Here is a 14,460-nt window from a genome sequence, read left to right on the forward strand (position 1 = left end):
TTTCTTTTGGGTAAATGACAGTTGGCGCCGGGGAAATGACGGTTGGCGCGCCGGATTTAGTGCGCAGCCTTAGCATTCCCGGTCATTTCTCGCTAACGTCGAGCTTGTGACGACTAAATCAGGAACCAGTGCCGCATCAATGAAAATGTCGAAGGGCCTCATCACTGAGGGGCTGCGGTTCGGACGATTTCCGATCACCGCCGTGCAGCCCGTCGTGGAGGATGGCAAATTCCCTGCCAAAGCCCTGCCGGGCGAAGGGATCGTGGTGGGAGCCACAGCCTTCCGCGAGGGCCATGACCAGCTCGGTGTCAGCGCCGTGCTCTTTGACCCCGAGGGCAACGAACGCCAGCGGGTACGGCTCGCTCCGCCGCGCGGGGAACGCGGCATGGGGACGGACCGCTGGGAAGGCGTGCTCACGCCGTCGGAAACCGGCGACTGGTCCTTCGCGATCGAAGCCTGGCACGACCGCTACGGCACCTGGCACCACAATGCCGAGGTGAAGGTGGAAGCCGGCATCGATGTGGAGCTGATGCTTGCCGAAGGGTCCGCGTTGCTTGGCGAGGCGGCCGGTGACGACACCCGCAGCGAGTGGGACAGGGGCGTCCTCCGAGAGGCTGCGGACAAGCTGGCGGACCCTTCCCTCAGCACAGAGGAGCGCCTCGGGGCCGGATTCAGCCACGCGGTCACCGGCGTTGTCGCGCACCAGCCCATCCGTGAACTGGTGACCGTCTCCCGGCGCTTCCCCCTGCTGGTTGAGCGTGACCGGGCCGGACGCGGCGCCTGGTATGAGTTCTTTCCCCGCTCGGAAGGCGCCGTCAAGGACCACACCACGGGCGCCTGGACCTCGGGGACCTTCCGTACCGCTGCCCAGCGGCTTGACGCTGTGGCAGCCATGGGCTTCGACGTCATCTACATGCCGCCCATCCATCCGATCGGCGTGCAGCACCGCAAGGGTCCCAACAACACTCTGATCGCAGGCCCGAACGATCCCGGGTCACCCTGGGCCATCGGAGCCGCGGAAGGCGGCCACGACGCCATCCACCCGGACCTTGGCAGCTTCGATGATTTTGATGCCTTCGTGGAGCGGGCCAACGGGCTGGGCCTGGAGGTTGCCCTGGACCTCGCGCTCCAGGCCGCTCCGGACCACCCCTGGGTGCAGTCCCATCCCGAGTGGTTCACCACCCGCGTGGACGGCTCCATCGCCTACGCGGAAAATCCCCCGAAGAAGTACCAGGACATTTATCCGCTCAATTTCGATAATGATCCCGAGGGCCTCTCAAAGGAAATTCTGCGGATTGTGCTGCTGTGGGTAAGCCACGGCGTAAAGATTTTCCGCGTGGATAACCCGCATACCAAGCCCGTCTGGTTCTGGGAATGGCTAATTGCACAGGTCAACAAAGAGGTTCCCGGAGTGGTGTTCCTGGCCGAGGCCTTCACCCGGCCGGCCATGATGCACGCCCTTGGCCGCGCAGGGTTCCAGCAGTCCTACACCTACTTCACCTGGCGCAACACCAAGAAGGAAATCGAGGCGTACTTCACGGAAGTAAGCCACGAGTCGCCGGCGTTCTTCCGCCCCAACTTCTTCGTCAACACCCCGGACATCCTCACGGAATACCTGCAGTTCGGCGGGCCTGCGGCGTTCAAGATCAGGGCCGCCCTGGCCGCCACGGCCAGCCCGTTGTGGGGCGTCTACGCCGGTTACGAGCTGTACGAGCACGTGGCCCGCCCCGGCGCGGAAGAGTACATCGACAACGAGAAGTTCGAGTACAAGGCACGTGACTGGGACGCCGCGGCGCACTCCGGCCGTACCCTTGCCCCCTACATCACCAGGCTCAACGAGATCAGGCATACCCACCCGGCGCTGCAGGACCTGCAGAACCTGACGGTCCACCACAGCACCGACGACGCCACGGTGGTCTACTCCAAGCACAAGACCCTTCCGGACGGGTCCAAGGACACCCTCATCATCGTGGTGAACGTGGATCCGCACGGAACCAGGGAGTCCACCGTCTCGCTTGACCTGCCCGCGCTGGAACTCGACCCCCAGGACCTGACCCACAACGGAGGTTTCCACGTGGATGACCTCATTTCCGGCGAAAGCTGGGAATGGGGCGAGTACAACTACGTCCGCCTTGACCCGCATGTCGAGCCCGCACACATCCTGCGCGTGAGGAGAATGCATCAGTGAATTTCAACCCGCAAGGTTCGGGCCAGCATTTCACCCCTAAGAGCACGTTTGAGTTAAATGCCCCGGGCCTGCAGCATGATCCGCTGTGGTACCGGAAAGCAGTGTTCTACGAGGTACTTGTAAGGGCCTTCGCGGATGCCAACGGCGACGGGTCCGGCGACTTCTCCGGCCTCATCGACAGGCTCGACTACCTGCAGTGGCTGGGCGTGGACTGCCTGTGGCTGCCGCCGTTCTTCCAGTCACCCCTGCGCGACGGCGGCTACGACATCTCGGACTACAACTCGGTCCTGGACGAGTTCGGCACCATCAGCGACTTCAAGCGCCTGGTGGCGGAGGCCCACGCGAGGGGCGTGCGGGTGATCATCGACCTGCCGCTCAACCACACCTCGGACCAGCACCCCTGGTTCCAGGAGTCGCGCAAGGACCCTGACGGCCCATACGGCGACTTCTACGTCTGGAGCGATACCGACGAGAAGTACCAGGACGCCCGGATTATCTTCGTGGACACCGAGGAGTCCAACTGGACCTTCGATCCCATCCGCCGCCAGTTCTTCTGGCACCGCTTCTTCAGCCACCAGCCCGACCTGAACTTCGAGAACCCCAAGGTCATCGAGGCGCTGTTCGATGTGGTCCGGTTCTGGCTCGACCAGGGCATTGACGGCTTCCGTGCCGATGCCATTCCCTACCTGTTTGAGGAGGAAGGGACCAACTGCGAGAACCTTCCGGCCACGCACGAGTTCCTCCGCAAGCTTCGCACCATGGTGGATGAAAGCTACCCCGGCAGGGTCATCATTGCCGAGGCCAACCAGCCGCCGAATGAAGTGGTGGAGTACTTCGGAACGGAGGAGGAGCCCGAGTGCCACATGGCCTTCCACTTCCCGATCATGCCGCGCCTCTATTACGCATTGCGGGACCAGAAGGCCGCCCCCATCATCGAAACCATGCAGGACACCCCGGCTATCCCCGACGGGGCACAGTGGGGCACCTTCCTTCGCAACCACGACGAGCTGACCCTGGAAATGGTCACGGCCGATGAACGCGCTGCAATGCTGGGCTGGTACGCCCCGGACCCCCGCATGCGGGCCAACATCGGAATCCGGCGAAGGCTTGCGCCCCTGCTGGACAACTCCCGCGCCGAAATCGAACTGATCAACGCGCTCCTTCTCTCGCTGCCTGGCAGCCCTTTCCTCTACTACGGCGACGAGATCGGTATGGGGGACAACATCTGGCTTGAAGACAGGGACGCCGTGCGCACGCCCATGCAGTGGAACCCCGACCGGAACGCCGGGTTCTCCAACGCGGATCCAGGCAAGCTCTACCTGCCTCCCATCCAGTCCCTGGTGTACAACTACGCCATGGCCAACGTGGAGGCGGAGTCCGCCCACTCGGGATCACTGCTGCGCTGGACGCGGCAGATCCTCAGCGTCCGCAAGAACCACCCGGCGTTCGGCCTTGGAGCCTTCAAACACGTCGAAGCTGACCACGACGCCGTCCTTGCCTACCTCCGCGAGCTGCCGAGTGACAACTCTGCCGGCGCGGACGGGGAAACCATCCTGTGCGCGTTCAACCTCTCGCAGCATCCGGTGGCCGCCCAGTTGCGGGTCCCGCAGTTCGCGGGGCGCGGTCTGCGCGACGTCTTCGGCGGCCAGCCGTTCCCCGGCATCAGCGGGGACGGAACCCTCACCCTGACCCTCGGCAGCCACGATTTCTTCTGGCTGAGGATCCGTTCAGCAGCGTCCAACCCATCGTCTCCGTACACGCAGGCGATGCCGATTTTGTCGATCGAGAACTGATATGAACCAACCTATCCTCACCCCTGCCCTCACCGCCCTGCTCCAGGAATGGCTGCCACGGCAGCGCTGGTTCCCGGTCAAGACGCCCGACTTTGATGTGTCCCAAGCTGGCAGCCTGGGGCTGGAAGACCCGTCCGGCCATGCCGGGCTGGCCGTGTTCCTCCTCCGGGTCACCACACAGACGCCCGACGGCGGCACGCGGACGGCCGTCGTCCAGGTCCCCTTGAGTTTCCGGCACGCGCCTGCAGCCGGGATGGAACGTGCGCTGGTTGGCCAGGCCGCCGGGATGGACCCGTCCAGGACCTGGGTCTACGACGCCGTCCACGATCCCGACTTCGTGGGCAGCTGGCTGGAACTCATCCGGCAGGAGGAAAAGGCGCCCAACGGGACGGCAGCAGGCTTCCGCGTTCCCGGAAAGTTCCGGCTGCCAACCGCCCGCGGCGTAGTGAAGGTGCTGTCCGGGGAGCAGTCCAACAGCTCAGTCATTGTGGACGACGGCGAGTCCGCGGCCATCGTGAAATTCTTCCGCGTCCTCTCGGAAGGGACGAATCCCGAGGTTGAGGTGGGTTCCGCCCTCTCGGCTGCCGGCACGTCCGAAGTGCCCGCCACCCTTGGCTGGGTGCGCGGCGAATGGCTCGGCCAGGGTGCTCCCGCGTCCACAACAGCAAAGGGACCCCGGTACGTCCAGGGCGAGCTGGCGGTGGCGCACGAGTTCCTGGCCGGCGGACGCGACGCCTGGCGCCTTGCCGTTGATGCCGCCCGCTCGGGTACCGACTTCACGGCGGAAGCACACGCCCTGGGTGCGGCCACGGCCACCGTGCACCAGCGGCTGGCACAGGCCCTCGGGCACTCGTCCGAACCGCAGGCTGGGCAGGTCATCGCGCCGGCAGTAGCCCAGCGGGTCCGCCAGGCGTGGGCGGAAGCCGGTGCCGCCGTCGGACCTTATGATGACGCGTTGAACGCGCTCCTTGACCGCCTTGACCACGCAGCCGCCGGCCCGCTGCAGCGCATCCATGGCGACCTCCACCTCGGCCAGATACTCCAGGTTCCGGGGCTGCCGGGAAGCCCTGCGCGGTGGGCCATCCTTGATTTCGAAGGTGAACCGCTGCGTCCCGTCGAGGAACGGAACGTCCCGGACGTGCCCCTGAGGGACGTCGTGGGCATGCTGCGGTCCTTCGACTACGCGGCCGGCGCCGCCCAGCGCGAACAGGAAGGCGCACACGTGCCGGCAAGCTGGGTGGACGACTGTGCGGAGGCCTTCCTGGCCGGCTATGCGGGTGTCACTCCCGGAACGGTGGACAGGGAGTCGCCGCTCTTTGTGGCATTGTGGCTGGACAAGGCACTGTACGAAGTAGTTTATGAAATGCGTAACAGGCCCGACTGGCTGGCGATCCCCGTGAACGCCTCCAGGCGGCTCCTGGGCAGCAATGGCGCCGGCGGTTCCGCCGGGGCAGCATCGGAAGGTAACGAAATGACAGGCTCAGCACAAACTGACCGGCCGGGGGTTCCGCTGAAGGTTGACGAAGGCACCCTTGGCAGGATTGCCAACGGTGAACACCACGCCCCCCACTCCGTCCTGGGCGCGCACCTTGATGATTACGGCCACGTCACTATCCGCACGGTGAAGCACCTCGCGGAAGCAGTCTCCGTCCTTACGCCTGCGGGTGAGGTCCCCATGGAGCATGAGGCCCACGGCGTATGGGTTGCCGTCCTCGAACCGCTGCAGCAGGGGCACGTTCCCGATTACAGGCTTTCCGTCACGTACCCCGGCGCGGAACCGGTCACCGTGGACGATCCTTACCGCTACCTGCCCACCGTGGGCGAAGTGGACCTTCACCTCATCGGTGAGGGCCGCCACGAAAAGCTGTGGGAAGTCCTTGGCGCCCACGTCCAACACTACAAGTCCGCGATGGGGGACGTGGACGGCGTCTCCTTTGCCGTCTGGGCACCCAATGCGCAGGCTGTCCGGGTCAAGGGCGACTTCAACGCCTGGGACGGCCGGGAGAACTCGCTCCGCTCACTGGGTTCCTCAGGAGTGTGGGAGATCTTCGTTCCGGGTGTTGTAGCAGGGGCGTGCTACAAGTTTGAAATCAGGACCAAGGCCGGCCACTGGGTGGAGAAGGCCGACCCCCTTGCCTTCGGAACCGAGGTGCCGCCCTTGACCGCCTCGAGGGTGGTGGAGCCTTCCTACGCCTTCAAGGACCAGGAATGGATGGAGGCCCGCGCACAGCGGGACCCGCACAACTCGGCAATGAGCGTCTACGAGGTGCACCTCGGTTCCTGGCGCCTGGGCCTGGGGTACCGGGAACTGGCCAAGGAGCTGGTGGAGTACGTCAAGTGGCTCGGATTCACCCACGTGGAGTTCATGCCGGTGGCCGAGCACCCGTTTGGCGGGTCATGGGGCTACCAGGTCACGTCCTACTTTGCGCCGACCTCCCGTTTCGGCCACCCCGACGAGTTCCGCTACCTGGTGGACACGCTGCACCAGGCGGGCATCGGTGTGCTGCTTGACTGGGTCCCGGCCCACTTCCCCAAGGATGCCTGGGCACTTGCCCAGTTCGACGGCGAGCCACTGTACGAGCACGCGGATCCCAACCTGGGCGAACACCCGGACTGGGGCACGCTGATCTTCGACTTCGGACGCACTGAGGTCCGGAACTTCCTGGTTGCCAACGCCCTGTACTGGCTGGACGAGTTCCATATCGACGGCCTGCGGGTGGACGCTGTGGCTTCGATGCTCTACCTGGACTACTCCAGGGAAGAGGGGCAGTGGCAGCCCAACCGCTTCGGCGGCCGGGAAAACCTTGAGGCCATCTCCTTCCTGCAGGAAGTCAACGCCACGGTGTACAAGACCCACCCCGGCGCCGTCATGATCGCCGAGGAATCCACGGCGTTCCCCGGCGTTACCGCACCGACCAGCCACGGCGGGCTGGGTTTCGGCCTCAAGTGGAACATGGGCTGGATGCACGATTCCCTCAAGTACATGGCCGAGGAGCCGGTCAACCGTAAGTGGCACCACGGCACCGTCACGTTCTCCATGGTCTACGCCTTTACGGAAAACTTCCTGCTTCCCATCAGCCACGATGAGGTAGTCCACGGCAAGGGATCGATGCTCCGCAAGATGCCGGGGGACCGCTGGCAGCAGCTTGCAAACCTGCGTGCCTTCTTTGCCTACCAGTGGGCCCACCCGGGCAAGCAGCTGATCTTCATGGGTACGGAATTCGGCCAGGAAGCCGAATGGTCCGAACAGCACGGGCTCGACTGGTGGCTCGCCGATATCCCGGCACACCAGGGCCTCCAGTTGCTGACGAAGGACCTCAACGAGCTCTACAGTTCCACGCCTGCGCTCTATACCCGCGATAACGAGCCCGGCGGATTCCAGTGGATCAACGGGGGAGACGCCGACCGGAACGTCCTGTCCTTCATCCGCTGGGACAAGGAGAACAACCCGCTGGTCTGTGCCATCAACTTCTCCGGAGCACCCCACGTTGGCTACACCTTGGGTGTACCGGAGGCCGGGGCCTGGACAGAGGTGCTGAACACAGACGCAACAACTTATGGCGGGTCCGGTGTCCTCAACTCCGGCCAGCTGAAGGCAACGGACAAGGGGCAGGACGGACAGCCGGCAACACTCAGCGTCACGTTGCCTCCGCTGGGCGCCGCCTACTTCAAGCCTGGGGCTCCCGCCGCAGGCTAAGCCTTGGCCTGTGAGAGAGCCCGGAATCCGCGGGATTCCGGGCTTTTTCACGTCCTGCTGACCGTCTCCCCCCGCCCGGTTGGCGCTCCGGAAAAAGTGGTGGTAGAGTTTATTTCCGCGCTGCTCCACGGAGTCAGACGGAAAACCGACACTCAAGCCTCTGGCTGAAGAGAGTCGCGGAAGCCGGTTTGACAAGCGGAAGAGCAGCCGGTAAGTTTGATAAGTTGCTCCGGAGCGATCCACGGCTGAGAAGTGCTGGTGGTGGTGCCGGGTGTGTCTGTTGTTTGAGAACTCAATAGTGTGCCAAGTTTGTTGATACCAATTGTTTTATTGATTGGTTGTTTTGGCCAGGTCCGCCACCCCGTGGTGTGGTCTGGTTTTTACAGCTGGTTTCAAATTTTGCAGTGTGGTGGCCGCGTTTTCCCGTGGTGCCATGTTGTGTTCGTTTTTGTTTTTCTTCAACGGAGAGTTTGATCCTGGCTCAGGATGAACGCTGGCGGCGTGCTTAACACATGCAAGTCGAACGATGATCCCAGCTTGCTGGGGGATTAGTGGCGAACGGGTGAGTAACACGTGAGTAACCTGCCCTTAACTCTGGGATAAGCCTGGGAAACTGGGTCTAATACCGGATATGACTCCTCATCGCATGGTGGGGGGTGGAAAGCTTTTTGTGGTTTTGGATGGACTCGCGGCCTATCAGCTTGTTGGTGAGGTAATGGCTTACCAAGGCGACGACGGGTAGCCGGCCTGAGAGGGTGACCGGCCACACTGGGACTGAGACACGGCCCAGACTCCTACGGGAGGCAGCAGTGGGGAATATTGCACAATGGGCGCAAGCCTGATGCAGCGACGCCGCGTGAGGGATGACGGCCTTCGGGTTGTAAACCTCTTTCAGTAGGGAAGAAGCGAAAGTGACGGTACCTGCAGAAGAAGCGCCGGCTAACTACGTGCCAGCAGCCGCGGTAATACGTAGGGCGCAAGCGTTATCCGGAATTATTGGGCGTAAAGAGCTCGTAGGCGGTTTGTCGCGTCTGCCGTGAAAGTCCGGGGCTCAACTCCGGATCTGCGGTGGGTACGGGCAGACTAGAGTGATGTAGGGGAGACTGGAATTCCTGGTGTAGCGGTGAAATGCGCAGATATCAGGAGGAACACCGATGGCGAAGGCAGGTCTCTGGGCATTAACTGACGCTGAGGAGCGAAAGCATGGGGAGCGAACAGGATTAGATACCCTGGTAGTCCATGCCGTAAACGTTGGGCACTAGGTGTGGGGGACATTCCACGTTTTCCGCGCCGTAGCTAACGCATTAAGTGCCCCGCCTGGGGAGTACGGCCGCAAGGCTAAAACTCAAAGGAATTGACGGGGGCCCGCACAAGCGGCGGAGCATGCGGATTAATTCGATGCAACGCGAAGAACCTTACCAAGGCTTGACATGAACCGGAAACACCTGGAGACAGGTGCCCCGCTTGCGGTCGGTTTACAGGTGGTGCATGGTTGTCGTCAGCTCGTGTCGTGAGATGTTGGGTTAAGTCCCGCAACGAGCGCAACCCTCGTTCTATGTTGCCAGCACGTGATGGTGGGGACTCATAGGAGACTGCCGGGGTCAACTCGGAGGAAGGTGGGGACGACGTCAAATCATCATGCCCCTTATGTCTTGGGCTTCACGCATGCTACAATGGCCGGTACAAAGGGTTGCGATACTGTGAGGTGGAGCTAATCCCAAAAAGCCGGTCTCAGTTCGGATTGGGGTCTGCAACTCGACCCCATGAAGTCGGAGTCGCTAGTAATCGCAGATCAGCAACGCTGCGGTGAATACGTTCCCGGGCCTTGTACACACCGCCCGTCAAGTCACGAAAGTTGGTAACACCCGAAGCCGGTGGCCTAACCCCTTGTGGGAGGGAGCTGTCGAAGGTGGGACTGGCGATTGGGACTAAGTCGTAACAAGGTAGCCGTACCGGAAGGTGCGGCTGGATCACCTCCTTTCTAAGGAGCACCTACAAATTTTCATGCCGCGTATGTGGTGGTGGGGGTTTGTCAGGAGTATATGCCCGTTGCGCAGACGCTAGTTCTGCGGCGGGTGCTCAAGGGTGGAATATCAACAAATAGCGGCTGCCGGTTCTGTCCGGTGCTGAGTACGGTTCTCCCTTTGTGGGGTTCCTGGAAAGGTGCTGGGGGGTGTTGGTGGTTTAGTGTTTGGCACACTGTTGGGTCCTGAGGCAACAGGGCCGCGGGTTCTGCCCCCTTTTTTGTGGGGTGGGGTTTGCGGGTTTGTGTGTTTCTGGTTTCCTGGCTGCACCGATCATGCGTGTGATCCTTTCGGGGGTTGTGTGTGGGGTGTGTGGTTTGGGGTTGTTGTTTGAGAACTACATAGTGGACGCGAGCATCTTTTATAAGAAGCAATTTCCAAGAATATGAACCTGGATCTGTTGTTCTGTCTTTCGGGATGGAGCGGTGGTTTTCATGGTTCTCTCGAAAATTACTGATTGATCTTTTGTGGTCAAGTTTTTAAGAGCACACGGTGGATGCCTTGGCATTAGGAGCCGAAGAAGGACGTAGGAATCTGCGATAAGCCTGGGGGAGTCGATAACCGGACTGTGATCCCAGGGTGTCCGAATGGGGAAACCCCGCCAGGGGCGCGAGTTGCCTGGTGACCCGCATCTGAACACATAGGGTGCGTGGAGGGAACGCGGGGAAGTGAAACATCTCAGTACCCGCAGGAAGAGAAAACAATAGTGATTCCGTTAGTAGTGGCGAGCGAACGCGGATCAGGCTAAACCGTTCCATGTGTGATAGCCGGCGGGCGTTGCATGGTCGGGGTTGTGGGACTTTCCATACCAGTTCTGCCGGGCTGGTGGGGTGTGATGTGCAGGCATAGGTGAACGGTTTTGAAAGGCCGGCCAGAGAGGGTGTTAGCCCCGTAACCGTAATGTTGTGTACCGCCCGGATGAGTATCCCAAGTAGTACGGGGCCCGAGAAATCCCGTGCGAATCTGTCAGGACCACCTGATAAGCCTAAATACTCCCTAATGACCGATAGCGGACCAGTACCGTGAGGGAAAGGTGAAAAGTACCCCGGGAGGGGAGTGAAACAGTACCTGAAACCGTGTGCTTACAATCCGTCGGAGCCAGTCTGATTCTGGTGACGGCGTGCCTTTTGAAGAATGAGCCTGCGAGTTAGTGTTACGTCGCGAGGTTAACCCGTGTGGGGCAGCCGTAGCGAAAGCGAGTCTGAATAGGGCGTTGCAGTGGCGTGATCTAGACCCGAAGCGAAGTGATCTACCCATGGCCAGGTTGAAGCGACGGTAAGACGTCGTGGAGGACCGAACCCACTTCAGTTGAAAATGGAGGGGATGAGCTGTGGGTAGGGGTGAAAGGCCAATCAAACTTCGTGATAGCTGGTTCTCCCCGAAATGCATTTAGGTGCAGCGTTGCGTGTTTCTTGCTGGAGGTAGAGCTACTGGATGGCTAATGGGCCCTACAAGGTTACTGACGTCAGCCAAACTCCGAATGCCGGTAAGTGAGAGCGCAGCAGTGAGACTGTGGGGGATAAGCTTCATAGTCGAGAGGGAAACAGCCCAGACCACCAACTAAGGCCCCTAAGCGTGTGCTAAGTGGGAAAGGATGTGGAGTTGCGAAGACAACCAGGAGGTTGGCTTAGAAGCAGCCATCCTTAAAAGAGTGCGTAATAGCTCACTGGTCAAGTGATTCCGCGCCGACAATGTAGCGGGGCTCAAGTACACCGCCGAAGTTGTGGCATTCAGATATTAGCTAAGCCCTTGTGGTTCAGGCGTCTGGATGGGTAGGGGAGCGTCGTGTGGGCGGTGAAGTCGCGGTGTAAACCAGCGGTGGAGCCTACACGAGTGAGAATGCAGGCATGAGTAGCGAAAGACGGGTGAGAAACCCGTCCGCCGAATGATCAAGGGTTCCAGGGTCAAGCTAATCTGCCCTGGGTAAGTCGGGACCTAAGGCGAGGCCGACAGGCGTAGTCGATGGACAACGGGTTGATATTCCCGTACCGGCGAAAAACCGCCCATGCTGAACAGGGGATACTAACTGCCCGAGACCTGCCCGATCGCCCTTGTGGTGTGAGGGTTTTGGTGGAGCGCAGGACCTGATCCTGGGAGGCAAGCGTATTAACAGGTGTGACGCAGGAAGGTAGCCAAGCCGGGCGATGGTTGTCCCGGTCTAAGGATGTAGGGCGAACGGTAGGCAAATCCGCTGTTCATGATGCCTGAGATCTGATGGGACCCCCGTTTGGGGGGATTTGGTGATCCTATGCTGCCGAGAAAAGCATCGACGCGAGGTTTTAGCCGCCCGTACCCCAAACCGACACAGGTGATCAGGTAGAGAATACTAAGGCGATCGAGAGAATTATGGTTAAGGAACTCGGCAAAATGCCCCCGTAACTTCGGGAGAAGGGGGGCCCCAACCTTGATACACCCACGCGGTGTGGAGGGGATCGGGGCCGCAGAGACCAGGGGGAAGCGACTGTTTACTAAAAACACAGGTCCGTGCGAAGTCGCAAGACGATGTATACGGACTGACTCCTGCCCGGTGCTGGAAGGTTAAGAGGACCGGTTAGCCGCAAGGCGAAGCTGAGAATTTAAGCCCCAGTAAACGGCGGTGGTAACTATAACCATCCTAAGGTAGCGAAATTCCTTGTCGGGTAAGTTCCGACCTGCACGAATGGAGTAACGACTTCCCCGCTGTCTCAACCATAAACTCGGCGAAATTGCAGTACGAGTAAAGATGCTCGTTACGCGCAGCAGGACGGAAAGACCCCGAGACCTTTACTATAGTTTGGTATTGGTGTTCGGAGTGGCTTGTGTAGGATAGGTGGGAGACGTTGAAGCCCGGACGCCAGTTCGGGTGGAGTCATCGTTGAAATACCACTCTGGTCACTTTGGACATCTAACTTCGGCCCGTAATCCGGGTCAGGGACAGTGCCTGATGGGTAGTTTAACTGGGGCGGTTGCCTCCTAAAAAGTAACGGAGGCGCCCAAAGGTTCCCTCAGCCTGGTTGGCAATCAGGTGTCGAGTGTAAGTGCACAAGGGAGCTTGACTGTGAGAGAGACATCTCGAGCAGGGACGAAAGTCGGGACTAGTGATCCGGCGGTACATTGTGGAATGGCCGTCGCTCAACGGATAAAAGGTACCTCGGGGATAACAGGCTGATCTTGCCCAAGAGTCCATATCGACGGCATGGTTTGGCACCTCGATGTCGGCTCGTCGCATCCTGGGGCTGGAGTAGGTCCCAAGGGTTGGGCTGTTCGCCCATTAAAGCGGTACGCGAGCTGGGTTTAGAACGTCGTGAGACAGTTCGGTCCCTATCCGCTGCGCGCGCAGGAAATTTGAGAAGGGCTGTCCTTAGTACGAGAGGACCGGGACGGACGAACCTCTGGTGTGTCAGTTGTACTGCCAAGTGCACCGCTGATTAGCTACGTTCGGATGGGATAACCGCTGAAAGCATCTAAGCGGGAAGCTCGCTTCAAGATGAGATTTCCATACACCTTGTGTGTGAGAGGCCCCCAGCCAGACCACTGGGTTGATAGGCCGGATGTGGAAGCGAGGACTAACGACTCGTGAAGCTGACCGGTACTAATAGGCCGATAACTTACACCACACACCCTCTTCCGTGAACGGATTCAAAAGACGTTCACACCAGGAAAGGGTAAAAAGATAACAAGACTGCTTGCGTCCACTATGTGGTTCCCAACCAACAAACCCACCCGTTTGCTGGCAAGGAACCAACAACTGAATATCAACACCACAATGTTGTAACCACACAAGACTTCCCACACCACCCCCAAAGGGGTTGGTGGCGGGTAACAGGGTTACGGCGGTCATAGCGTGGGGGAAACGCCCGGTCCCATTCCGAACCCGGAAGCTAAGACCCACAGCGCCGATGGTACTGCACCCGGGAGGGTGTGGGAGAGTAGGTCACCGCCGGACACACATTGGTCGAGGCCCCAACCACCATGGTTGGGGCCTCCCACATTTAACACACCACACCCAAAACACGACCACGCGCCCATGCCACGCACCTGACGCCGAGGCCAGGGACACACCAGCGGAGCACCAGGCAACGGCCGCCCGGGCGACCCTCTCCCACTTATCCTCGGTTTCCCGGGTGATCCTCACTCACTGAACGCCGGTTCCCCCGGGGCACGCAATTCCACCTCCTGCCGGCCCCCACCACCCACACCGTGAGCGAGAGCGTCCCGCGAAACCCGACATTGACTGCGAGAGCGCCGCAGGGGGAGGGGCGGTAAAGTTGGACAGCATGGATAGCCTCTTCAGCCATCAGCAAGAACCCTCCAGAGACGATGCCCACCCTGCTTTCGAGCTCCTGGAGCCCCTGGTTCACACGGTGCTAGTACCGGGAAGCGTAGCGCATGCATTCGCCGGCTTTACGGACCACACCCATCTCTGGTGGCCTTTGGAATCGCACGGCGTTTATGGGGCCGGCTCCTATGTTGAGTTTGAGGAGAACCTCATCCTCGAAACGTCGGACGACGGACGCACCAGCATCTGGGGAACGCTGGATGACTGGCAGCCTCCGCTGTCCTTCCATGCAACCTGGCATCCCGGCACCACGGCGCTGTGGTCCACGGAGCTGCTGGTCGCCTTCCGGGCAGTCCCGGAGGGAGCCGAACTGCGGATAGTCCACGACGGCTGGGAGGGAGCTGAAGACCCTGTTGCCACCAGGGCCACCTATGCCGAAGCCTGGCCGCTGATCCTTGCCAGGTACGCCCGGTTTATGGGCGCTGCCTGAGCCGTGGCTT

4 protein-coding genes and 3 rRNA genes are annotated in these 14,460 nt (G+C 60.8%); all 7 read left to right on the forward strand.

Annotation, left to right across the window (positions count from 1 at the left end; translation table 11 throughout):
• Positions 1–145 precede the first annotated feature (145 nt).
• The 7 genes from ABRP28_RS19550 to ABRP28_RS19580 all read left to right on the forward strand — a co-directional run bounded on the left by ABRP28_RS19550 (position 146) and on the right by ABRP28_RS19580 (position 14,450).
• Positions 146–2,188: an alpha-1,4-glucan--maltose-1-phosphate maltosyltransferase gene (locus tag ABRP28_RS19550; RefSeq protein ID WP_350001559.1), complete on the forward strand. Its 2,043-nt coding sequence runs from the start codon at positions 146–148 to the stop codon at positions 2,186–2,188.
• Positions 2,185–3,981, forward strand: a complete 1,797-nt coding sequence (gene treS, locus ABRP28_RS19555; protein ID WP_350000597.1) for a maltose alpha-D-glucosyltransferase — start codon at positions 2,185–2,187, stop codon at positions 3,979–3,981. Before ABRP28_RS19550 ends, treS begins: the two co-directional genes overlap by 4 nt.
• 1 nt (position 3,982) lies before the next feature.
• On the forward strand, positions 3,983–7,678 hold the full coding sequence (locus ABRP28_RS19560; protein WP_350000596.1) for a 1,4-alpha-glucan branching enzyme: 3,696 nt from the start codon (positions 3,983–3,985) through the stop codon (positions 7,676–7,678).
• 458 nt (positions 7,679–8,136) lie between these two features.
• A 16S ribosomal RNA gene (locus tag ABRP28_RS19565) occupies positions 8,137–9,659 on the forward strand.
• A 512-nt stretch (positions 9,660–10,171) separates the two neighbouring features.
• Positions 10,172–13,298: ribosomal RNA gene (locus ABRP28_RS19570) — 23S ribosomal RNA — on the forward strand.
• A gap of 212 nt (positions 13,299–13,510) precedes the next feature.
• A 5S ribosomal RNA gene (rrf, locus tag ABRP28_RS19575) occupies positions 13,511–13,627 on the forward strand.
• The 16S, 23S and 5S rRNA genes sit together here, the layout of an rRNA operon.
• Positions 13,628–13,958: 331 nt before the next feature.
• Positions 13,959–14,450 (forward strand): hypothetical protein, encoded by a 492-nt coding sequence (locus ABRP28_RS19580; RefSeq protein ID WP_350004940.1) that lies wholly within the window; start codon positions 13,959–13,961, stop codon positions 14,448–14,450.
• Positions 14,451–14,460 lie beyond the last annotated feature (10 nt).

The organism is Pseudarthrobacter sp. WHRI 8279 (assembly GCF_040224115.2).
Taxonomy (GTDB): Bacteria; Actinomycetota; Actinomycetes; order Actinomycetales; family Micrococcaceae; genus Arthrobacter.